Here is a 21,350-nt window from a genome sequence, read left to right as displayed (position 1 = left end):
GATTTACGTGCTTTCAGATTGCTTACGAGCCACTCTTTTCACTTATATATCGCACCGAGAGTCTAGATTTTTTGTTGCTTGACTCACTAGATTGGGATAACCACGAAGAAGATCCGCATCTTACAGAATTCATTCGACTAATAGAACGCGCTGAAGCCGATAACAAACAGCCAGAAGCCTTTTTAACGCTGTTAGCCAATGTTGTTGATGAGGATGGAAGTGGAGATTTTGACGACGCTGAAATGCACAAAGTTAAGCGCATCGCACAAGGACTTCAATTAACCTCGGTAGATGATGATGATTCTTCATATTCGAGCTCACGAGCAGGTACGGACGAAGATAGGAAAAATGCTATTTCTTCATATTTTGGTGCGCTACTTGACGATATAACCCAAGATACATTCAACTTCCTAACTATACCAACACTGTCCCAGAGCAAAATCAAACGAGACGGTGATACGACACGATTTAAAATCGTGTCAAAAGCAAAAACAACAAATTACTCAAACGCGGCATTTTTATTCGCGATTTCGGATACTGCAAGAATCTACGATTATCCAGATACGATGTCACTTGTTTGTGAAATTACTGTCGAGGATGGTGACAACATCATGATGCAGTACGCCAGTGGAAGACGAAAGGCACACCGTGCGTTAAACGACATTTGTAGCGAGATGGAAGCGGTGGCATCACAGTATGAGATCGACGTTCATGCGCATGCATATAAAAGCATCATTGTCATCGAGAAGGTGATAGAGCTTACCGACGACCTAGAGCAGGACCATTACGAAGTCAAACAGGGTTTATTTGAACTAGACCAATGTCTTAGCGAGCTGTTAGGAGTAGAGTAGCGCATTATGAGTGACTTAGAACGCGTTCAGTTTTTCTACGACAATGGCAACATTGAATACGTCGGCACGGTGCACCCAGTCACGCAGCAGTTTCACGGTAAGGGCGTTTTGTTCGCAGAAGAAGGGCACTTACTTTATGTTGGTGAATTTGCGGAGGGTGATTTTGAAGGCGAAGGCACCGCTTATTTTCCAAACGGAATCAAGTTCAGTGAAGGAACTTGGGTAGATAATAAACTGCATGGGAAGGGGAAAGTTTATGATGAACAGGGAAAGTTGGGTTATGAAGGCTATTTAAAAGATAACCGCCCTTGTGCAAGACGAGATGTGGAAAACCCTGAAGAATGGGCCAAGGTTGAAGATGTAAAAGCCAGCCATAAGGCACTTGAAACTCTTATGGAGGAGTTAGATGCTTTTATCGGTTTAGGCGCGGTTAAAAAAGAAATCAAAAGCCTTATTAACCTTGTTAAGGTACAAAAAATCAGGCGTGAACATGATTTACCTGAGTTATCTATAAGCCTTCACATGGTATTAACAGGGAATCCGGGCACAGGTAAAACGACCATCGCTCGTCAGATTGCTAGTATCTTAGGCACATTAGGTGTGTTGTCCAAAGGTCACATGGTAGAAACTGACCGTTCGGGACTAGTCGCGGGGTTTGTGGGGCAAACAGGTATCAAGGTAACTGATATAGTAGATGAGGCAACTGGAGGCGTACTATTCATAGATGAAGCTTATGCGTTAGTAAAAGACGACCGAGACCAGTATGGCGAGGAAGCCATAGCGACATTACTTAAACTCATGGAAGACCGTCGTGACGATTTGGTAGTTATTATGGCTGGTTACCAAAAAGAAATGAATGCGATGCTTCAAGTAAACCCGGGGCTTGCATCGCGTTTTAACCGCTTTATCGACTTCCCTGACTATAACGCTAACGAGCTTTTATCTATCTCTGACCTTATCTGCAAACAGAGCGGGTATGTGCTTGATGATAATGCAAGACAGTTCCTAACTAAAGTTTACAACATCGCCATCAGTAGAAAGAAAAAGAACTTCGCGAACGGTCGCCTTGCGAGAAATCTGTTCGAGCGAGCCATAATTCATCAATCAAATCGTATCATTTCTGAAAACGCAAACACCGAGTTGGCATTAACTACGATTCAGGTTGAAGATATTAAAGCAGTACTAAAAAATAAGGAAATTCAGCTATGAGGTGTCGATTAGCTTACGTAATTGTCTCTGTAATTATGTTGTGTTTTTTGTCGCCAAACGTTATTGCGCAAACAAATCAAAACCAACAAACGCTGCCAGAAGCGGTACAAGATAAAGCGGAAACAATCAAAGATGAAACAGGACTAAAATCAATCAGCTCTGAGCAGTATGACGCTATTATCATCGTAATGTTGGTCATTGTTCTTTGGGGAACCATAAGTGGGTTCAGGCAAAATACAACGGTATTTTACAACTTCGATGACCTAGCATTGTGTTTTGGCATGATTGCCTCACCAGCTGCAATTGGCTTCGTCTGGATGATTTTCAATTTTTCTGTAGACCTGTATTTTATATTGTCCGGCATCGCGGTTTTAGCATGTTTGTTGGGAGTCCTTCAGTACACATGGAAATCGGGTGTTAGAGGAATGTTTCCTGTTGTGTTTGTGACGAAAGTGTTTTGGGGCACGCTTACGATGTTGGCGATATGGTGGTTACTTTCACCTCCAGGAAAAAACGCAGAATCGCGACGCAGCGCAAGGGCATTTGCAACGATGTTCCTATTAATTGCTGCGCCTGTTGTCGCGAGACTCGTAAAGTACAAAGAAGGACGTTTCTTCAATCCTACCAGCTTGTCTCGTTCAGGTATTACCAATATCGGAAAAATAAGGAACTCGTTTAAAGGTGATAATAACCAATAACCTTGGCAATATAGGGTAAGTGTAAAAGAAACAAGAACAAGGCAATCATGAATCGCAACACACCGATACTCATCCTACTGAGTTTGTTTATATTTGCATGCACATTTCCCAGTGATGCTAATGCCCAAGTAAAAAAGAGTAATTCTGGTATATGTCATGACACGTCGAGCGCATCTTATAGTCGAACTAAGAATTTCGAAGCCTTTAGTACTATTGAAGATTGTCTTGAAAGCGGTGGTCGATTACCCAAAGCAAAATCGGCATATCAGCAGGCTGAAAAAGAGGCGTTAAACGAAGGTAGAGCCTTTACATCTGAATATGACAGGGCAGATTGGCCGCATTGGATTGATGATGACAGCGACTGCCAGAATACACGTCATGAAATGTTGATATCAGCATCTAACATTCCTGTCGAGTTTAAAACCAATAAAGGCTGCCAAGTCGCCGTTGGTGAGTGGTATGACCCGTATTCAGGTGACATATTTACAGATTCTTCCGCGCTTGACCTTGACCACATTGTTCCGCTCAAGTTTGCGCATGGTCATGGCGGTGACATATGGCCCCGAGATAAACGGCAAGCATTTGCAAATGATTCTGAAAACCTCTTGTTGGTGAAAGCGTCACTCAATCGACAGAAGGGGGCCAAAGGCTTAGATGAGTGGTTACCACCAAATCATGCTTACCGATGCGAGTACATAGAGCGGTTTATGGACGTCATCGACAAATATGGTCTTCTACTTATTCCTAGCGAGAAAAGAGTCATCAATAGAATGCAGAAAGCTTGCACAGGTAATTAGCCCACGAAACATTACGGAAATGTTATTACAAAAATTAGAACAACCGTGCGCTAGTCCAGTTACTTCTCTGATAAAAGTCAGTTAGGTTTATTCGTACTGTTATCGTAAATAGGTTTTTGATATGGAATATTCATTCGCTAATGAAGTAAAAGCTATTGTCGCCGATACCTGCCTCGCTTACACCTCCGATATTGACGGTGCAGAGGCGTTTAGACGTTTTGTTTCGAGAGTAAAGCCTCTTATTGATGTTCGGAGAGACCCAACGTTTTCAGCGTTTACGGATGAAGAGTTGATTGACGAAATGGTTTTGCTAGAGAAAGATATAATCACTGCTTTCAAAAAGTTTATGTAGAAAGGCTCGCAACCGACTGTAAGCATGTAAACAGCTATCATAACATTAAAAGGATGTTTATCGGGTTAGTCTTAATAGGAAGTTAATGTTTGGCCCATTAGGCGTTGCTTGACTTGCAAAAGTGTACGATTCACTTTGTAGGTAAGAGGTCACCAAAAAACAGAAGGCATTATTCGAATATGAACATAAAGTGGGGTTTGCTCCAACAGATCTTTGGACATAATTGAGTCACTAGAACCCAAGCATAAGCCATCCAAGAGTAACTACTGATAATGGCAAAGTCGCCTCAATATATGTTCGGTATTGGCAGAACTGGCTATTAATTTTTATGCAACACGACCAGCAATGAAATACTGTTTGTCTGCGCAATAAGAGGCGAATGAAGAAGTAATGTGAAGACACAAAAGCTTTATGCTGCTTGCTTTATTACTTAACTGCGAAACGTTATACCTGCGGCCTATAGTAATCGCAGTTTCCCGACCATGAGCTATCGCGTTACGTTGTTCCTTCACTTCAGTTAGTACAAAGTTTTGCAAACCTTCAGGCAATGGTGAGTTATCTAAATCAAAAAATGTCCATACGTTATTTAATTGTTTGATGGAAATATTCATTGACCCACCTGAAGGAAAAACAGAACTGTCAACATTAGTCACTTCGGCATCACTCGTTACTGCATGAACAAGTTTATGACGGTTTTCCCATACTTTGGAGGTTCCGCAATCTCGAAGTGCCTTAAAGTGAGAATCGAAAAGTGAGCACAATACCGAGCTTTTGAAGTGATTAGCTGGTGCCTTCTCTCGCTCAATAATTTCTAATGTCCGTGTAACTGATTGCGTAATTGCAAACTCAAGTACTGCATACATTGCAACAAACACAAATCCTTTCTGAGCACGATAGAAGTCTGAATTTTTAGTGTCTTCCGTAAGTGTCTCATCTGACAAATATTCTAATATTGAGTCTAGTTGCCTCAAGCGAGACATAACACCAGATTCGATATCATTAAACATTGCCTACAAACCTAACTCGACAATATTCAATTCTTTCTCGTAATCGAGGTCCTGAGTTTGTGGCTCCAGTCGTCAAACGGCGCAATTCTTCATCGTCAATCCAGTTAGCTACATCTGAGTTACTAATATCAACTCCTTCCTCAATTGCATCGGCAGCTCCAACAGAAACTGCTTCAAAAAGTACTTGTGGTGTACTTCCTTTATTACCACGCTTAATTCCGTCAGGTAAGGCAACTCTTAGTGATTCGAATGTTTTTTCAAACAACTCTCGATACTTCTTGTAATTAAAATGTACAGACGATTCAGCCATAAAGTCATTTAGAAACGTCTCAACACTGTGCTTAAAGTCATCACGTTTAGTTTTGTAAGCTAAAAACTTCAAAACAAGCTCTTCCCTAGTGCCATCTTTTGCTTTAGCTGATGACACATTAACAACATCGTTAAAATCATCATTCTTCGCAAGTTCAACAATAAAATCATTAAATTGCCCCCTAAATACACAAGCTCGAATTTCTTGAGGGGTTAGTTTGATCCCACCAGTATTTAATCTTTCAAAGAGATCGAATCGTACTTTCAGATCGCTCTTATCACTTAATGTCGTCACCTTGAGTGGACGTAAACTGAACTTCAAACGAAGTGAATGAGGCAGATCATCAAATATTGCTCCATTAAACTCAGAAAGGATATCTAGCCCCTTTAGTCTAAGGGGCTTATCCAGCCCAAAATTTTCTATTTGCTCTGAGGTTCCGCAAAAATGAATCAATGAGTTAAGCCTTTGTACACCATCAATTAACTCCCAAGAACCATCTCTATTTGCAGCCATAAACAGATTAGGGATAGGTATTCCCAATAAAACAGATTCTATTAATTTAGACTGGTTTTCCTCGGGCCAACGAAATTGTCTTTGATATTCAGGGGCAATGTTGATAATTGATTCATTCGCCATAGAGATCAACTCTTTAACAGAAATATCAAACGAATCGAAATCTACCTTCCTAGTCTCTTGATCGAGTTGATTCATATAGTCTTTCATGTATTTCCCAGCGAGCTATCTAAATTTTCTTCAGTGTATCAATAACCCCTGTTTTAGTCGATATTAGTCAATAAGTTAGTGAGTGGTGACTGCGCATAAGGACCGGCAACTTATGAAGATGCAGAGAGCTTAGCTGGCATAAATAAAAGTAATTGGTCTTGCGAGACTTAAGATAAGATTTGATTATTGAATTAATTACTGAAGAAAGGCTCTTTACAGACACAAAGAAACCGACTCGAAGGTCGGTTTCAGTATCTACTTCTAAAAGAAGAGATGGTACCAGTGGGCGGACTTGAACCGCCACGCTATCGCTAGCAACGGATTTTGAAAAAAATGTGTCTAGTTTAGTTTATTTATATCAAGTGTTTAAAGGGTTAAAAATTAGCTTTGCAAGTTCTTTGCATAACTTCTCCATAGTGTTTTTGACGTCTAAAGTGTCCAATATAGGAAATAGTCGAAAACGGAGTAATGTTGCATCAAAGCGATTTTAGTTAAACTCAATTCAACCGAGTTCGAACGAAAAGTGCTCGCGACCTTTTTAAAATTATTTCAATAGCTTGGTACCTTAGCTAAGGTTTTAAGTCATATTCATTTGCTTTTTAAATTAAGTAAAAAACTCAACATGCGGGGTGAATAGGTACGTATACATCGACCTATAATTAGTTTACGCAAGGTAACATGCCTTTATTTTGAACTTTCACTTGTCTTTGATAAAGAATATCCTCCCGTGTTGTTTACTACTAAAGCGATTTTAGTATTAATAACAAGTTATTTAATCATTTCTAAGTGTTCTCTTATCAATGACGTGAACTCGCGACTTGCTTCAACCGAGGGCACATGCCCAGTTTGTTTTAATTCAGTCACAGGTGCACTTAGGTTTTCTCCCAATGCTTGCAATGATGTGGTGGGTGTAGCGACATCATCTTCACCTGCAATAAGCAAAATAGGTGCGCCATTAGGTTTAAGCTGTGTATGTGTGTCTCTGTCGCCAAGCCACGCACACAATAATCCGTAAGAGTGATCATCAACGTTCGCTAGCAAACCTTCCCATTGTAACAGTAACGTGGGGAAACGTTTGGTACTCACTGGGCTAAACCACCTTGGAACTAAGCTAGCTGCGAGGGCTTCAAGCCCTTGCTGGGTTACATTTTTCTGACGCTCCAGCCATGCTTCAGTGGTACCTATTTTCATACCAGTATTGGTTAACACTGTACTTAGTAAGCGTTCTGGGTGGGAAATTAACAGCTGTTGACCCAACATTCCGCCAATTGAGGTACCCACGAAATGAAACTTATCTATACCTAGCGAGTTACACAGGGCTAATAAGTCGTCAACTAACCGTGATTCACCAAGGCTTTTCGTGTTTGCGGGGAACGCTACACTGTCACCATGTCCAGGCAGGTCATAACGCAAAATGCTGAAGTTCACCATTAAGTCTGGTACTAAGTAGTCCCAAACACGCATATTCATACCCAACGGGTGAGCGAGCACTACAACGGGTTTGTGCTTAGATTCTATGAACTGGTAGTGAATACCTTGCTCTGATATTGTCGCCATGTTGAGTTCCTAAATGCGTTTTAGCAGTGTCGCTATACCTTGGCCTACACCAATACACATACTGCATAGTGCGTAATCGGCCGAGGTTTGTTCAAATTGTAATGCGGCAGTATGTAGTAGGCGTGCCCCCGACATACCGAGTGGATGACCAAGTGCAATGGCACCGCCATTGGGGTTCACTCTTGAGTCATCGGAACTGAGTCCAAGTTCCTGCATACAGGCCAATGCTTGTGCTGCAAACGCTTCATTAAGTTCAATTGTGCCAATATCGTCTAGGCTCAACTTTTGTTTTGCAAGCAATTTATTAATTGCAGGTACTGGGCCTATACCCATAATAGTGGGTTCAACACCAGCGGTAGCCATCCCTTTAATTTGAGCAACAGGCGTTAAGTTATAGCGTTCAACTGCAGCTTCACTTGCGACAAGCATGGCAGATGCGCCATCGTTAATACCCGATGCATTACCTGCGGTAACCGAGCCATTTTCACGGAACGGAGCTTTTAGTTTTGCCAATGCCTCTAATGTTGTTTGAGGGCGTATGTGTTCATCTTTGTCGATGACGATGGTATCGCCTTTTCTAGGCTGAAAGGTCACAGGTGCTATTTCTTTAGCAAAACGGCCAGACGCTTGAGCAGCAGCCGCTTTTTGCTGAGACTGATACGCAAAGTTGTCTTGTGCTTCTCGGCTAATCGAGAATTTCGCTGCTACATTTTCTGCAGTCTCAGGCATGGTTTCAGTGCCGTATTGCTGCTTTAACGCAGGATTAATGAAGCGCCAACCCATGGTGGTATCTTCAAGTATTTGTGAGCGGTCAAATCCGCTTTGTGCTTTGCCCATCACAAATGGCGCTCGCGACATAGACTCAACGCCGCCAGCAAGAATAAGGTCTGCTTCACCTGCTGCAATTGAACGGTAAGCAAGACCAATGGCATCCATACCAGAGCCACACAAACGATTAATTGTGGTGGCTGGTACCGAAAATGGCACGCCTGCAAGTAAGGTGGCCATTCTAGCAACGTTTCGGTTGTCTTCACCGGCTTGGTTGGCACAGCCGAAAAACGCATCATCAATGCTTTCTGCTGGTAGCTGAGGGCACTGCGCCAGAACTGCGCGAATAACTTGTGCAAGTAAATCATCAGGACGAATGCTGGCTAGCCCACCAGCATAACGTCCAATGGCAGAGCGGCTGGGGTTACATAAATAAACGTTCATTACGCAGTCTCCGTTTGGCTGTGCGCCGCTTCAGTAACGCGCTTTAGTTCTCTTAATACTTCGATTTCGCTGCTGGTGGGTTCATCAGTGGTTTGAAGTGTGTCAGCAAAGCGAATGTCCCAGCCAGTGGCATCGATTACCTGTTGCTTTGTAACGCCTGGGTGCAAACTCACCACAATAAGTTCATTGGTTTCATCTTCTGGCTTTAATATACAAAGGTCAGAAATCACCAAAGTTGGGCCTTTACCCAGCGTAGACTTGCCTTTGCGACCTTGACCGTCTCGGCCAAAACCCAATGTGGTAATGAAGTCGACATCTTTAACAAAAGTGCGCTTTGAATGCCTTACGGTGATGATCACTTCTTTGGCATTGGTTGAAATTTCTGGTGCACCGCCACCGCCAGGAAGGCGAACTTTAGGGTTGGCATAACTGTGAGCGCCATCAGGGCCACTGTCTTTGTGCGATGCAGCGATAACTGTGGTGTTAATGTTGCCGTATCGGTCTACTTGTGCGGTGCCAAGGAAACCCACATCAATATGACCGCCTTGCAGCCAGTAACGGAACATTTCGGGAACCGAAACGGTGGTAAGCGCCGACTCGCAAAGTTCACCATCCCCAATAGATAAAGGCAAAACCTGCGGCTTGGTTTCTATGGTACCTGACTCGTAAATAAGTGTTATGTCAGGGGCATGAGTAAGGCGTGCTAAGTTCGCTGCAGCACTTGGTAAGCCAATGCCCACAAAACAAGTCGAATTGTTATTCAGAGCACGGGCAGCGGTAATCGTCATCATTTCGTCTGAAGTATATTGTTCGGTCATGATTATTCTCCTGCTTGAAATACTTCTTCATCTAACCACTTTAAAAATGGCTCGCGCTCTCGGCTTATGCTGTCCCACTTCTTGTAGTAACTGTTGTCGCGCGGGTAGTAACCATGTGTATAAGACGGTTTAGCGCCAAACGGTACGGTGGCAATGGCGTTGATTGTCCAAGCGGGAAGTACACAACTATTTGGACCTGCTTCTAAGTCGTCCACAATTTCTTCGACGGTGACGATGCTATAGCGAGAAGAAAGCACAACTTCCTTTTGAACCCCTAAAATACCTTCAATGAGTACGTTTCCTGCGCGGTCTGCTTTTTGCGCATGAACTATGCCCACATCGGGTTTAATCGATGGCACTGCGGCAAGCGCTTCACCCGTAAACGGGCAAGTAACGGTTTTGATGTTGGGGTTAACGTGCTGTAGATCACTACCTACATAACCCCTGAATACCGCCATGGGTAAGCCTGATGCACCCGCTTCATAAGCATTTGCCATTGCCGCGTGACTGTGCTCTTCAATTTCGAGCGGAGCTGGATAGCCGTGCTCAATGGCGTCACGTACGCGGTGTAAAGAACCTACACCTGGGTTTCCTCCCCATGAAAACACAAGTTTGCTCACACACCCGGCACCGACTAGCTGATCGTAAATAAGATCAGGGGTCATTCTTACCAATGTGAGGTTGCGACGTCCTTGGCGAATAATTTCATGCCCTGCGGCGAAAGGAATAAGGTGAGTAAATCCCTCTAATGCAACTGTGTCGCCGTCCTTAACGCCATCTTCAATAGCTTTTGAAAGTGTTGTAAATAGTGTCATAATAAAAGTTCGCAATACGAATGTTGATTCATAATACGAACAAATTAATGATTTTGATTGTTTAGGTCAAGTAATAAATGTTAAAAAATTGCTAGGGCTATCAGTCAAACCAATTTATGTTGCTGAATTCATAAGAGAACTGGCACTTCGTTTAACAATAAGAAATAATTCGCAAGAACTAACAAGAGACACAGTGCATGAGTGAAGAAAAAATACCGTCAACCCATCGCGATTACATAAGCGCGCTTGCTACCGGACTAGAGGTGTTAGGGGCGTTTGATGGTCAAAACAAAGAGATGACCTTATCGCAAGTAGCTGAAAAAATGGGAATTGATAGGGCTAAAGCCCGTCGGTTTTTACTTACATTGCATTCTCTTGGCTATATCCGTCGCGAGGGGCGACTCTTCGCCTTGGCACCTAAAGTGCTGTCGTTAGGGCAAGCTTATACCAGCAGCAATGGTTATATAGCAGTGGTTGAGCATTATCTTAAATCGATTACCGCAGAATTAGGGGAGTCGGCGTCTCTTGGGAAGTTAGATGGACAGTCAGTGGTGTACGTGGCGCGTTCTCCGGCATCACATCGTCTTATGTCGATTAACATAACAACGGGCACTCGACTGCCTGCACCGTATACGTCAATGGGAAGAGTACTTGCAGCACATCTTGACGCTTCAGAATTAACAGCATGGGCGAATGAAGCACAGTTACACCCACACACTGAGAAGAGTATTACCACTGCACAGGCGTTAGAACAGGAACTGATTAGGGTTAAGCAACAAGGTTTTAGTATTGTTGACCAAGAGCTTGAAGCGGGGTTGCGCTCGGTTGCTGTACCTGTATTTAATGGCAAAGGTGAATTGCTGGGGGCGATGAACTTAAGTACCAATGCATTAAGGGTGAGCTTAGAGACCATCACCGAGCATTGTATTCCAGTACTTAAGCATGCTGCTGAACAAATAAAACAAGATCTGCGCTAACCCCTTTTAGGGGTAGCGACCTTCTATTCGGTTTTGCACCAACTCATCTAATATCAACATGGCCGCAGCCATAATGTCATCTTCGGGTTCCTCACGTTTACTGAGAAATACCGGGCTGTTTATGCCGTCGTCTTTAAGCCGAACAAACGCCACACCATCTCTGTTCATGCGCATCACTTGTTCAGGCACAAGGGTGAAGCCCATATCTGAGGCAACGAGACCCAGTGCAGTGCCTATGTCATTAACTTGCTGGGCAACTCTGACTCTCAACCCGCGACTGGCAAACAGATCCAAACAGATGTTAGCGAACGTTGGAGGCTTACCACCTGGGTAAGTAATTAATGGCAGTGTTGCGAGCTCTGCCATATCAACATCGTCATTAGCAAGTGGATGATGGATAGGTAGAGCGGCAAGGATAGGCTCGCTGAACAACAACTTCTGAGTCACATCGGCTTCTAGTGATGGCATCACAACCCGACCAAAACCCATATCAATTTTACCTGACTTGAGGGCTTCTATTTGTTCACCAGTTTTCATTTCGTGCAGTTCAACATCCACTTTGTGCTGCTGTCTTAAGCGCCTAAAAAGCTGAGGAAGTTGCCCGTAAAAAATGGATGGAACAAAGCCAATTCTGAAAATTCGCTTTTTTCCTGCATCAATTCGCCGACTTTCTTCAACACATGAAGCTAACTTTTCAAGTATGAGTTGAGCCTGTTTCCAAAAGTATTCGCCAGCGGGAGTTAGGGTAATGCCACGGGCTTCTCGCTGAATGAGTTGAACGCCAACTTCTTCCTCTAACTGTTTGATTTGTCTTGTTAAAGGTGGCTGTGCCATGAATATCTTTTCGGCCGCTCTGGTCATGTTCTTTTCTTCCGCTACCGCACAAAAGTAGCGTAAATGCCTTAACTCCACCATACCTCCTAGGTATCGATACTAACTAAATCAATATTGGTTGTTAACAAAAAATATTTGTAGGTTACACGCAGACATTTACTGGCAACACAAAATTAACATTTACATGATATCACAAATTCAAACTTACATTGTCGATATTCCTACGATACGACCACACAAATTGTCCATGACATCTATGGCGGTTCAGTCGATGGTTATCGTAAGAATTACCGACGACAACGGCCTTGAAGGTATTGGCGAAGGTACAACAATTGGTGGTCTCGCGTACGGCGCTGAGAGCCCAGAAAGTATCAAAACCAACATTGATACTTATTTAGCACCTTATTTGATTGGACAGTCAGTTGCCAGCCCCAAAGCATTAATTAACAAGTTACACCTTGCTTTTAAAGGCAACCCTATTGCCAAGTCTGCGGTGCAAACGGCCCTGCTTGATTTACTTGGTAAACAACTTGGTGTGCCAGTTTCAACCTTACTCGGTGGTGCTTGCAATAATCATTTGTCTTGTCTTTGGGTATTGGCTTCAGGCAATACCGACAAAGACATTGAAGAAGCGAAAGGCCTAGTAGCCGAAAAGCGCCATAACATTTTCAAACTAAAAATTGGCTCTCGTTCGGTACGTGACGATGTAGCGCATGTGGGCAAGATCAAAGCAGCGTTAGGCGATGACGTAAGTATTCGCGTTGATGTTAATCAAGCGTGGAGCGAGTCTCAATCTACTTATGGTATGGCTGCACTACAAGAAGCCGGTATTGATTTAGTCGAGCAACCGACCCCTGCAAAAGATTTTGCCAGCCTAGTGCGTCTTTCTAAGAAATTTAACATCGGCATTTTGGCTGATGAATCTATTGCTGATAGTACAGATACCCTTTTGTTGGCTCAGCAAGGTTTCACCGGTTCAGTGGCCCTTAAGATAGGCAAAGCAGGTGGACTGTTCGGTGCACTTGATGTGGCTGCTGTGTGCAACGCGGCAGGTATTGGACTATATGGCGGCACACTACTTGAAGGCACTGTGGGTACCACAGCCGCGTTACACGCATGGTCGACCCTACCTGTTATTGAATTTGGCACAGAGATGTTCGGCCCACTGCTGCAGTGCGATGACATCGTTAAATCCCCTCTAAATTATCACAACTTTGGCGTTGAAGTTCCTACGACAGCTGGGCTAGGGCTCGAAATCGATGAGGACAAATTACGTCAATACACCCGCAAGGCGAAGTAAGGAGCAAATATGTTATTCAAAGTTGAAATGACTGTGATACCGCCAGCACATCTGAGCGAAGAAGAATTTAATGCAATTAAGTTGAAAGAAAAAAACTATGCCGAAGGACTGCAGGAAGAGGGAATTTGGGTGCACCTTTGGCGAGTGGCTGGTCAATACGCCAATGTGAGCATATTCGAGGTGAAGGATAACCAGCATTTACACGACGTACTAATGGGCTTACCGCTGTACCCCTTTATGACGATGAGTGTGACGCCTTTGTGTCAGCACCCTTCATCAATCAAATAAAAAACTAACAGGCAAAAACTCGCTGCATTGCAGCGCGGAGACTAAGACTATGACTACTATCAATACTTTACAAACTGAACATGTTCAAACGTTACTTAAGCGTGCCGCTGGCCTAGACAACGACAAAGGCAATCCTCGCACTAAAGAAATTATGCACCGCTTGCTAACTGACGTGTTCAAGATGATTGAAGACCTCGACATTACACAAGAAGAGTTTTGGCAAGGCGTTAACTACCTAAATGAATTAGGTGCGAATGGCGAAGCCGTGCTGCTTGCTCCAGGTTTAGGTTTTGATCATTTTCTTGATGTTCGTGAAGACGCTAAAGACGCTGCCATTGGTGAGCTAGGCGGTACACCACGTACTATTGAAGGTCCGTTGTATGTTGAAGGCGCGCCGACAAGTGAAGGCGAAGCAAGAATGGATGATGGTCAGTCACCTGGCCAAGAAATGTGGCTACATGGTCAGGTTGTTGATGAAGAAGGCAACCCAATTGCAGGCGCAGTTGTTGATATCTGGCATGCCGACGTGAAAGGTGCTTACTCGCATTTTGACCCTTCTCAAACTCCGTTTAATTTACGTCGCCGCATCATTGCTGATGAGCAAGGCTGCTATCGCGCACGCAGTATTGTACCTAGCGGCTACGGTTGCCCTCCAGGTGGTTCAACGATGAAAGTGTTAGAAAGCCTTGGCCGTCATGGTAATCGCCCTGCGCACATTCACTACTTTGTAGCGAAAGACGGCTTTAAGCACCTTACTACGCAAATTAACCTAGCCGGTGATGAATACACCTATGACGATTTCGCTTTCGCAACGCGTGACGAATTGGTTGTTGAAGCAAAAAGTGTATCTGAGCCAGAGCAAATTAAAGCCATGGGCTTTAAAGACAATTACCTTGATGTGGAATTCAACATCACATTAATGGCAACGAAGAACGACGAGAAGCAAGACAAGCATGCTCGTGCCCGTGCAACTGTGGAGCAGGCGTAAGCCTGCTACCTTCGGGAGATAAATTATGTCAGCAACATTGAATCAACTAGAACAGAAGATCCGTGGTGCCGTTGAGGCCGACGAAGAGACGGGGCATTATCGCTGTGACCGTGGGATCTTTACCGACAAAGACTTATTTGATTTAGAAATTAAACACATCTTTGAAGGCAACTGGGTATTTTTGGCACATGAAAGCCAAATTCCCGAAATCGGTGACTATTACACTACTACAATTGGTCGCCAGCCGGTTGTTATTACGCGTAACAAAGACGGCGACCTAAATGCCATTTTAAATACGTGTTCGCACCGCGGTGCAACATTATGTCGTCGTAAACGCGGTAACAAAACGTCTTTTACTTGCCCCTTCCACGGTTGGACATTTAACAACTCAGGCAAACTTTTAAAAGCGCGTGATCAGAAGAAAGGTGGTTACCCTGAGTCGTTCAATGTTGATGGCTCTCATGACCTTAAGCATATTGCACGTTTTGAATCGTATCGCGGCTTTTTGTTCGGTAGTTTGAATGCCGATGTATTACCGCTAGAGCAATATCTAGGTGAAACCACGAAGGTTATCGACAATATTGTGGATCAAGATCCAGAAGGTATCGAAGTTATTCGTGGTACTTCAACGTACACCTACGAAGGTAACTGGAAGCTTACTGCTGAAAACGGTGCTGATGGCTATCACGTTGGAACTGTTCACTGGAACTACTTATCAACGATGAGTCACCGCAACTACGAAGAAGGCGGTACAGAAGCGGTTGATGCGAAAAGCTGGTCGGGCGAGGGTGGTTTCTATTCATTTGAAAACGGTCACATGATGTTGTGGACACGTTTAACAAACCCAGCTGCACGGCCTATTTACAGCCAACTAGAACGTCTTCAGCAGGAAGTGGGTGAAGCGCGAGCCGACACCATTGTAAATCAAACGCGTAACTTGTGTTTGTACCCTAACGTTTACGTGATGGACCAATTCTCAACGCAAATTCGCGTACTTCGCCCTATTTCTGTGAATAAGACGGAAGTGTCTATTTACTGCTTTGCACCTAAGAGCGAGTCTGCTGAAAATCGTCAAAAGCGCCTTCGTCAGTACGAAGATTTCTTTAACGTATCTGGCATGGGAACACCGGACGACCTAGAAGAATTCAGAGGTTGTCAGCAAGGCTACGAAGCGCGTGATATGCGTTGGAACGATATGAGCCGAGGTGCAGCGCACTGGATGGAAGGCCCAGACGATTATGCCAAAGGTGTAGGTATGGACACAGTTGCGTCAGGTATCAAACCAGAAGATGAAGGCCTATACGTTCATCACCACAAGCATTGGGTAGAAGAAATGCTAAATGCGATTGAGCTAGAAAGAGCCAGTCATATTCCTGTTGTGCAAAAAGATTAAGAGGTGGCCGAGATGACTTATCAGGAAATTCAGACGTTTGTATTTCGCGAGGCGCGGTTACTTGACGACCGTCAATGGGATGACTGGCTAATGTGTTATCACCCAAAATGCGAATATTGGATGCCAGCATGGGATGATGATGATCAATTAACCAACGATCCTCATAAAGAAATTTCACTCATTTATTATCCCAATCGCAATGGTTTGGAAGACAGAGTATACCGCATAAAGACTGAGCGTTCTGGCGCGAGTATGCCAGAGCCGAGAACCACGCATCAGTGTAGTAATTTAGAAGTACTGAACCAAGACGAGACAACAGCGGAAATCCGCTACAACTTCAATACGCTAAGCCACCGCTATCGCGAGACAACAAACTTTTTTGGAACTGTGTTTTGTTCGTTGGATATCAGTGGCGAAACGCCAGTTATTACGCGTAAAAAAGTGATTTTGAATAATGATTACATCAATCAGGTTATTGATGTATATCACCTGTAAAGACGGAGAATTATTATGTCTTTCAAAGTAGCTCTTAATTTCGAAGACGGCGTAACGCGTGTTATCGAATGTAATGATGGCGAGACAGTGCTTGACGCTGCCTATCGCCATCAAGTGAAACTGCCAATGGACTGCTCTGATGGTGTTTGTGGAACCTGCAAAGGTAGCTGCAAGCAAGGTACTTACGACTTAGGTGATGAATATATCGATGAAGCGTTAACTGACGATGAAGCTGCTGATGGGTTAATTCTTACCTGTCAGATGTTGCCTCAATCAGACGTGGTGGTTTCTATTCCAGCGGCCTCTTCGCTGTGTGCATCAGGCCCGCAAAGCATTACAAGCACTATTACCAGTGTAAATGCGTTGTCGGACACCACCATTGAATTAAATGTCGCTTTGTCTGAGCCACTTGATTTCTTGCCCGGTCAGTACATTAATTTGGGGCTGCCAAACTCTGATGAGACCCGTGCGTATTCATTTAGCTCTTGCCCGGGAAGCAAAGATGCAAGCTTCCTTATTCGCAATGTGCCTAATGGCTTGATGAGTACTTACTTAAGCAAAAACGCCAATGCTGGCGACGTGCTTCCGGTAACCGGTCCACTCGGTAGTTTTTACTTGCGTTCAGTAGAACGCCCAGTACTTATGCTAGCAGGCGGAACAGGGCTTGCACCTATTCTTTCTATGCTGGCGTCGCTTGCGCAGAACCCAACCAGTCAACCTGTGTATTTACTCTATGGTGTGACCAATGTGGATGACTTGGTGAAGCTTGAAGCCTTACAAGAATATGCCGATGCATTGGACAACTTTAGCTACGCCACTGTCGTTGTTAACCCAGATAGCGCACATGAGAAGTTGGGTTTTGTTACTGATCATATGGAAAGTGTTCCATTTGCACTAGCTGATGCAGATGCATATTTATGTGGACCTCCGCCGATGGTTGATGCCGTGCGTCAATACTTTAAAGATGCGGGTACAAACCCATTTTCGTTCCATTACGAAAAATTCAACCCCAGCCAGCCTAAAGAGGAAGCCGCATGAGTTTGCGCTTCGATGGGCAGGTCATTGTAGTTACTGGCGCAGCGCAAGGCATTGGCCTTCGCGTTGCACAACGAGCTGCTGCTGAGGGAGCTAAGTTGGTATTGGTTGACCGCTCAGCACATGTTCAACAGATTGCCGAGTCACTCAATGAAAACGGTGCGGATGCTATTGCTGTAGAGGCTGATTTAGAAACCTATGAAGGTGCGCTTAATGCTATGAATACGGCATCTGCGCATTTTGGGCGAATCGATAAGCTTATCAATAATGTGGGGGGGACCATTTGGGCCAAACCCTACGAGCATTATCAAGCTGACGAAATTGAAAAAGAAGTTCGTCGCTCGTTGTTCCCCACGTTGTGGTGTTGTCGCGCAGTATTGCCTGCCATGTTAGATAACGGAAAAGGCGCCATAGTGAACGTGTCTTCGGTTGCTACTCGTGGTGTAAACCGCGCGCCTTATGCCGCGGCAAAAGGGGGCGTGAATGCACTGACAGTGTCACTTGCCTTTGAGTATGCGCAGCACAATATTCGTGTGAATGCCACGGCACCAGGCGGAACCGACGCGCCTCAGCGCATTATTCCGCGCAACGAGTCTACACAAAGTGAGCAGGAAAAAATTTGGTATCAGCAAATTGTCGATCAGACCATTGATACCAGTTTTATGTCTCGTTACGGCACGCTAGATGAACAAGCATCTGCCATTTTGTATTTAGCTTCAGATGAAGCCAGCTATATTACAGGAACTATTTTGCCTGTTGCTGGTGGAGATTGTGGGTAAAAAACAAGAATAAAAAGCCGCTTTTAAGCGGCTTTCTTTATGAGAAAAGAGTTATGAGTAATGCACTAACCGCATTAATTGACAATGCAAAATTTAACCGCTTTCATTTGCGCACGTTACTGCTGTGCGCACTGATCATTATATTCGACGGCTACGACTTAGTTGTGTACGGCGTAGTGCTACCTGTATTAATGGAACAGTGGTCGTTAACACCTGTACAGGCAGGCGCGTTGGGTAGCTATGCGTTATTTGGAATGATGATTGGGGCAATTGTTTTTGGACAATTGGCAGATCGCATCGGGCGTCGCTTGTCTATTGCTATCTGTATTGCACTGTTTAGTGGTTTTACCTTCATCAATGGTTTTGCGTCCAATGTAACCGAGTTTGGTATATGCCGCTTTATTGCCGGGCTTGGCATTGGTGGAGTTATGCCTAATGTAGTTGCGCTTATGAACGAGTATTCGCCTAAAAAAATGCGCGGAACACTGGTGGCCATTATGTTCAGTGGCTATTCTGTCGGTGGTATGATGGCAGCTTGGTTAGGCATGCAAATGATTCCACAGTGGGGGTGGCAATCGGTTTTCTATGTGGCTATTTTACCCCTCGTGTTACTTCCTTTAATTCTTGCCTTTTTACCTGAATCACTGGCGTTTCTCATTCGTCAGGGAAAAAGAGACACCGCCAAGAAAATCATCTCGCGAATTGCTCCTTCAAATACAGATGTGCCTCTTAAGGGTGACGAAGACGATACTGTAGTAGCACCAAGCCATTTTGGCGTTAAGCAACTCTTTAACGGTCAAAATGCGTTGCCTTCTATTTTGTTGTGGTGTGCGTTCTTTTGCTGCTTACTGATGGTATACGCATTAACGTCTTGGTTACCTAAACTGATGAATAATGCAGGGTTCTCGTTGGGGTCTAGTTTACAATTCTTATTAGTGCTTAACGTTGGTGCTATCGCTGGTGCTATTTATGGCGGGTGGCTTGGCGATCGTTCTAATTTGCCTAAAGTACTCACCTTCTTCTTTATTGCTGCTGCGGTATCAATCACCCTTATGGGCTTAGATATACCAAGCTTTGTGCGCTATTTGGCTATTGCTGTGGCGGGTGCTGCAACAATAGGTAGTCAAATACTCTTATATGCCTGTGCAGCGCAGTACTATCCGTTACACATTCGTTCTACCGGCCTTGGTTGGGCATCGGGGATTGGTAGAAACGGCGCTATCGTCGGGCCTTTACTGGGCGGCTATTTATTGTCAGAACAGCTTGAGCTACACCTTAATTTCATGGTGTTTGCTATTCCAGGCATTATTTGTGCGCTTGCCATGGGGATATTTTATTTTCACCAACATCGCGCCAGTAGCGCAAAACACATAAGCGATGTACAGCCTAGTGTGGTTGAAAACGCTTAATTTACAAAGCGCGTAAATTCACTGTTTACTCGTCTTGTATTACCTACTACACGCATCTTAAACCGAAATATGTAGTTTAAGTAAACCGCGTTCCCAAGCTGTGCTATTCGCAGGTGATTTCTTGCGGGTAGCACGGCAACCAATGGAGTGACTTATGCAAAATCAGCCTAGTTTCATTTCTTTTCCACCGTTAAAAGACTGGTCGTTGTCTGCCGCAGTAGCGGGGGTCCTTGCTTCGACAATGGGCTATGCAGGTCCACTGGTTATCTTGTTTCAAGTTGCCGAATCGGCGAATTTGAGCAGTGAGGTACTGACTTCTTGGATTTGGGGGATGTCTATTGCTAGCGGTTTACTATGTGGTTGGTTTAGCTTGCGCTATCGCATGCCCTTGCTTTTTGCATGGAATGCACCGGGTTCTGCCTTGCTCGTTACCTTAGTGCCGGGTATGCCGTGGAGCGATGTGATAGGCGCGTACATTATGTCTGGTGGCATTTTGTTGTTATTAGGAGTAACAGGGGCATTTGAGCGGCTAGTGAATCGATTGCCTTTGGCCTTAGCTGCGGCACTGTTGGCAGGAATATTGGTTAACTTTTCTCTCGATCTCTTTTCTAAGATGACACAAGCGCCTTTACTGGGGCTGGTGATGTTCGCAGGCTATATCTTATTGCGTCACTTGCTGCCGCGTTACGCCATCATGCTTACCGTTGCTATTGGGGTAGGGGTACTGGCCTTAAACTATGATTTGTCATTTCAACAAGTTGACTGGCAAATATCAACACCCAATTGGTACATGCCTAGTTTCTCACTCACTGCATTATTTAGTATTTCAATACCGCTCATGCTAGTTGCTGTGAGTGGCCAATTTATTACTGGTATCGCCATACTAAGGCAAGACAAGTATTCACCACCGTCAAATCAGATTGTTGCAGGTAGTGGGCTTATGAGTATTCTGTTTGCTCCAACGGCGTGTCATGGGGTGAATTTATCTGCAATAACCGCTGCCATTTGCACCGGCCCAGATGCCAACCCCGACCCTAAAAAACGCTATTTTGGCCCTGCTGTCGCCATGCTGTGGTACATTATGTTTGGGCTATTTAGCGCCGCGCTAGTGAGTGTGATTCAAGCGTTTCCCGCTGCGTTTATCGCAATGGTGGCCGGTATTGCACTTTTGGGGGCGCTGGAAGGGTCACTTTCTACAGCATTAAGCCAACCTGCAGACCGAGAAGCGGCGTTGTGTACCTTTCTTATTACCGCATCGGATTTGTCGTTATTAGGGCTTTCCTCCGCGTTTTGGGGGCTAGTCATTGGCGGCACTATCATTGTTGTTCAGCGCTATCTTAAAAAGTAACACCAGCAACAAAAGCAACACCGCTCCCAAGCAATTTTGACCCGCCAAATGGCGGGTTTTTTGTTTGCCCAGCGAAGCTGGCAAACCCGTCAGGTTGAAAGAAACCTGAATCACCCTGACTGAGGGGAAGATAATCCGAATGGCAAGGGCGTTGT

General features: G+C 44.4%; 22 protein-coding genes and 1 pseudogene. 15 read left to right on the top strand and 8 right to left on the bottom strand.

Features of this window, described 5'->3' with window-relative positions; translation table 11 throughout:
- From BIZ39_RS16460 to BIZ39_RS16440, 5 genes are all read left to right on the top strand, one after another.
- On the top strand, positions 1-851 hold an 851-nt coding region (locus tag BIZ39_RS16460; RefSeq protein ID WP_187447505.1), incomplete at its 5' end, for a hypothetical protein.
- 6 nt (positions 852-857) lie between these two features.
- A complete protein-coding gene (locus BIZ39_RS16455; protein ID WP_187447504.1) occupies positions 858-2,060 on the top strand; it encodes an AAA family ATPase in 1,203 nt (400 codons plus the stop codon).
- Complete coding sequence (locus BIZ39_RS16450) at positions 2,057-2,758, top strand: hypothetical protein (RefSeq protein WP_187447503.1); 702 nt, start codon at positions 2,057-2,059, stop codon at positions 2,756-2,758. Before BIZ39_RS16455 ends, BIZ39_RS16450 begins: the two co-directional genes overlap by 4 nt.
- Positions 2,759-2,805: 47 nt before the next feature.
- Positions 2,806-3,555 (top strand): HNH endonuclease family protein, encoded by a 750-nt coding sequence (locus BIZ39_RS16445; RefSeq protein ID WP_187447502.1) that lies wholly within the window; start codon positions 2,806-2,808, stop codon positions 3,553-3,555.
- A gap of 121 nt (positions 3,556-3,676) precedes the next feature.
- Positions 3,677-3,907, top strand: coding sequence for a hypothetical protein (locus tag BIZ39_RS16440; protein ID WP_187447501.1), 231 nt, complete (start codon positions 3,677-3,679; stop codon positions 3,905-3,907).
- A 326-nt stretch (positions 3,908-4,233) separates the two neighbouring features.
- Here BIZ39_RS16440 and BIZ39_RS16435 read toward each other — a convergent pair whose 3' ends face one another.
- The 6 genes from BIZ39_RS16435 to BIZ39_RS16410 form a co-directional block, all read right to left on the bottom strand.
- Positions 4,234-4,914: an MAE_28990/MAE_18760 family HEPN-like nuclease gene (locus BIZ39_RS16435; RefSeq protein ID WP_187447500.1), complete on the bottom strand. Its 681-nt coding sequence runs from the start codon at positions 4,912-4,914 to the stop codon at positions 4,234-4,236.
- The gene (locus BIZ39_RS16430) at positions 4,907-5,947 is read right to left on the bottom strand and encodes a DUF262 domain-containing protein (RefSeq protein ID WP_187447499.1); all 1,041 of its coding nucleotides are present in this window, start codon (positions 5,945-5,947) and stop codon (positions 4,907-4,909) included. Before BIZ39_RS16430 ends, BIZ39_RS16435 begins: the two co-directional genes overlap by 8 nt.
- A 768-nt stretch (positions 5,948-6,715) precedes the next feature.
- Positions 6,716-7,504: an alpha/beta fold hydrolase gene (locus BIZ39_RS16425; protein WP_187447498.1), complete on the bottom strand. Its 789-nt coding sequence runs from the start codon at positions 7,502-7,504 to the stop codon at positions 6,716-6,718.
- A 9-nt stretch (positions 7,505-7,513) separates the two neighbouring features.
- Entirely contained in the window at positions 7,514-8,716 is a 1,203-nt protein-coding gene (gene pcaF / locus BIZ39_RS16420; protein WP_187447497.1) for a 3-oxoadipyl-CoA thiolase, read from the bottom strand.
- Complete coding sequence (locus tag BIZ39_RS16415; protein WP_069944879.1) at positions 8,716-9,534, bottom strand: CoA-transferase subunit beta; 819 nt, start codon at positions 9,532-9,534, stop codon at positions 8,716-8,718. Before BIZ39_RS16415 ends, pcaF begins: the two co-directional genes overlap by 1 nt.
- A 2-nt stretch (positions 9,535-9,536) precedes the next feature.
- Positions 9,537-10,349: a CoA transferase subunit A gene (locus BIZ39_RS16410; protein ID WP_187447496.1), complete on the bottom strand. Its 813-nt coding sequence runs from the start codon at positions 10,347-10,349 to the stop codon at positions 9,537-9,539.
- A 197-nt stretch (positions 10,350-10,546) separates the two neighbouring features.
- Between BIZ39_RS16410 and BIZ39_RS16405 the strand changes: the two genes are divergently transcribed.
- Complete coding sequence (locus BIZ39_RS16405; protein WP_187447495.1) at positions 10,547-11,326, top strand: IclR family transcriptional regulator C-terminal domain-containing protein; 780 nt, start codon at positions 10,547-10,549, stop codon at positions 11,324-11,326.
- 6 nt (positions 11,327-11,332) lie between these two features.
- Here BIZ39_RS16405 and BIZ39_RS16400 read toward each other — a convergent pair whose 3' ends face one another.
- Positions 11,333-12,241, bottom strand: a complete 909-nt coding sequence (locus tag BIZ39_RS16400; RefSeq protein ID WP_222936669.1) for a LysR family transcriptional regulator — start codon at positions 12,239-12,241, stop codon at positions 11,333-11,335.
- Positions 12,242-12,344: 103 nt separating this feature from the next.
- On the opposite strand from BIZ39_RS16400, the gene BIZ39_RS16395 reads away from it, so the two are divergent.
- From BIZ39_RS16395 to BIZ39_RS16355, 9 genes are all read left to right on the top strand, one after another.
- Positions 12,345-13,460, top strand: a complete 1,116-nt coding sequence (locus BIZ39_RS16395; RefSeq protein WP_187447494.1) for a muconate/chloromuconate family cycloisomerase — start codon at positions 12,345-12,347, stop codon at positions 13,458-13,460.
- 9 nt (positions 13,461-13,469) lie between these two features.
- On the top strand, positions 13,470-13,748 hold the full coding sequence (locus BIZ39_RS16390; protein WP_014977317.1) for a muconolactone Delta-isomerase family protein: 279 nt from the start codon (positions 13,470-13,472) through the stop codon (positions 13,746-13,748).
- Positions 13,749-13,797: 49 nt separating this feature from the next.
- Positions 13,798-14,736 carry a catechol 1,2-dioxygenase gene (gene catA / locus BIZ39_RS16385; RefSeq protein ID WP_069944874.1) on the top strand — a complete coding sequence of 313 codons (939 nt, stop codon included), beginning with the start codon at positions 13,798-13,800 and terminating at the stop codon, positions 14,734-14,736.
- Positions 14,737-14,761: 25 nt separating this feature from the next.
- Positions 14,762-16,129, top strand: coding sequence for a Rieske 2Fe-2S domain-containing protein (locus BIZ39_RS16380; protein WP_187447493.1), 1,368 nt, complete (start codon positions 14,762-14,764; stop codon positions 16,127-16,129).
- Positions 16,130-16,141: 12 nt separating this feature from the next.
- The gene (gene benB, locus BIZ39_RS16375) at positions 16,142-16,624 is read left to right on the top strand and encodes a benzoate 1,2-dioxygenase small subunit (protein WP_187447492.1); all 483 of its coding nucleotides are present in this window, start codon (positions 16,142-16,144) and stop codon (positions 16,622-16,624) included.
- A gap of 15 nt (positions 16,625-16,639) precedes the next feature.
- Entirely contained in the window at positions 16,640-17,662 is a 1,023-nt protein-coding gene (gene benC / locus BIZ39_RS16370; RefSeq protein ID WP_187447491.1) for a benzoate 1,2-dioxygenase electron transfer component BenC, read from the top strand.
- Positions 17,659-18,438 (top strand): 1,6-dihydroxycyclohexa-2,4-diene-1-carboxylate dehydrogenase, encoded by a 780-nt coding sequence (locus BIZ39_RS16365; RefSeq protein ID WP_187447490.1) that lies wholly within the window; start codon positions 17,659-17,661, stop codon positions 18,436-18,438. The genes benC and BIZ39_RS16365 overlap by 4 nt, the downstream gene beginning before the upstream one ends.
- Before the next feature lie 53 nt (positions 18,439-18,491).
- On the top strand, positions 18,492-19,847 hold the full coding sequence (locus BIZ39_RS16360; RefSeq protein ID WP_187447489.1) for an MFS transporter: 1,356 nt from the start codon (positions 18,492-18,494) through the stop codon (positions 19,845-19,847).
- A gap of 154 nt (positions 19,848-20,001) precedes the next feature.
- A complete protein-coding gene (locus BIZ39_RS16355; RefSeq protein ID WP_187447488.1) occupies positions 20,002-21,195 on the top strand; it encodes a benzoate/H(+) symporter BenE family transporter in 1,194 nt (397 codons plus the stop codon).
- Here the strand turns inward: BIZ39_RS16355 and BIZ39_RS22040 are convergent.
- Positions 21,145-21,350 (bottom strand): annotated as a pseudogene (locus BIZ39_RS22040) (hypothetical protein); the annotation flags it as partial. The gene BIZ39_RS16355 and the pseudogene BIZ39_RS22040 sit on opposite strands and share 51 nt — an antisense overlap.

It is taken from the genome of Alteromonas sp. BZK5, assembly GCF_014349115.1.
Lineage (GTDB): Bacteria > Pseudomonadota > Gammaproteobacteria > Enterobacterales > Alteromonadaceae > Alteromonas > Alteromonas macleodii.
Note: the sequence above shows the minus strand (reverse complement) of the source record. Positions and strands in the feature narration are given on the sequence as shown.

What these genes read in the sequence shown, in the direction of transcription:
- BIZ39_RS16455 (WP_187447504.1), top strand. Translation starts at nt 858, where the DNA reads ATGAGTGACTTAGAACGCGTTCAGTTTTTCTACGACAATGGCAACATT.
- BIZ39_RS16450 (WP_187447503.1), top strand. Translation starts at nt 2,057, where the DNA reads ATGAGGTGTCGATTAGCTTACGTAATTGTCTCTGTAATTATGTTGTGT.
- BIZ39_RS16445 (WP_187447502.1), top strand. Translation starts at nt 2,806, where the DNA reads ATGAATCGCAACACACCGATACTCATCCTACTGAGTTTGTTTATATTT.
- BIZ39_RS16440 (WP_187447501.1), top strand. Translation starts at nt 3,677, where the DNA reads ATGGAATATTCATTCGCTAATGAAGTAAAAGCTATTGTCGCCGATACC.
- BIZ39_RS16435 (WP_187447500.1), bottom strand. Translation starts at nt 4,914, where the DNA reads ATGTTTAATGATATCGAATCTGGTGTTATGTCTCGCTTGAGGCAACTA.
- BIZ39_RS16430 (WP_187447499.1), bottom strand. Translation starts at nt 5,947, where the DNA reads ATGAAAGACTATATGAATCAACTCGATCAAGAGACTAGGAAGGTAGAT.
- BIZ39_RS16425 (WP_187447498.1), bottom strand. Translation starts at nt 7,504, where the DNA reads ATGGCGACAATATCAGAGCAAGGTATTCACTACCAGTTCATAGAATCT.
- pcaF (WP_187447497.1), bottom strand. Translation starts at nt 8,716, where the DNA reads ATGAACGTTTATTTATGTAACCCCAGCCGCTCTGCCATTGGACGTTAT.
- BIZ39_RS16415 (WP_069944879.1), bottom strand. Translation starts at nt 9,534, where the DNA reads ATGACCGAACAATATACTTCAGACGAAATGATGACGATTACCGCTGCC.
- BIZ39_RS16410 (WP_187447496.1), bottom strand. Translation starts at nt 10,349, where the DNA reads ATGACACTATTTACAACACTTTCAAAAGCTATTGAAGATGGCGTTAAG.
- BIZ39_RS16405 (WP_187447495.1), top strand. Translation starts at nt 10,547, where the DNA reads ATGAGTGAAGAAAAAATACCGTCAACCCATCGCGATTACATAAGCGCG.
- BIZ39_RS16400 (WP_222936669.1), bottom strand. Translation starts at nt 12,241, where the DNA reads ATGGTGGAGTTAAGGCATTTACGCTACTTTTGTGCGGTAGCGGAAGAA.
- BIZ39_RS16395 (WP_187447494.1), top strand. Translation starts at nt 12,345, where the DNA reads ATGATATCACAAATTCAAACTTACATTGTCGATATTCCTACGATACGA.
- BIZ39_RS16390 (WP_014977317.1), top strand. Translation starts at nt 13,470, where the DNA reads ATGTTATTCAAAGTTGAAATGACTGTGATACCGCCAGCACATCTGAGC.
- catA (WP_069944874.1), top strand. Translation starts at nt 13,798, where the DNA reads ATGACTACTATCAATACTTTACAAACTGAACATGTTCAAACGTTACTT.
- BIZ39_RS16380 (WP_187447493.1), top strand. Translation starts at nt 14,762, where the DNA reads ATGTCAGCAACATTGAATCAACTAGAACAGAAGATCCGTGGTGCCGTT.
- benB (WP_187447492.1), top strand. Translation starts at nt 16,142, where the DNA reads ATGACTTATCAGGAAATTCAGACGTTTGTATTTCGCGAGGCGCGGTTA.
- benC (WP_187447491.1), top strand. Translation starts at nt 16,640, where the DNA reads ATGTCTTTCAAAGTAGCTCTTAATTTCGAAGACGGCGTAACGCGTGTT.
- BIZ39_RS16365 (WP_187447490.1), top strand. Translation starts at nt 17,659, where the DNA reads ATGAGTTTGCGCTTCGATGGGCAGGTCATTGTAGTTACTGGCGCAGCG.
- BIZ39_RS16360 (WP_187447489.1), top strand. Translation starts at nt 18,492, where the DNA reads ATGAGTAATGCACTAACCGCATTAATTGACAATGCAAAATTTAACCGC.
- BIZ39_RS16355 (WP_187447488.1), top strand. Translation starts at nt 20,002, where the DNA reads ATGCAAAATCAGCCTAGTTTCATTTCTTTTCCACCGTTAAAAGACTGG.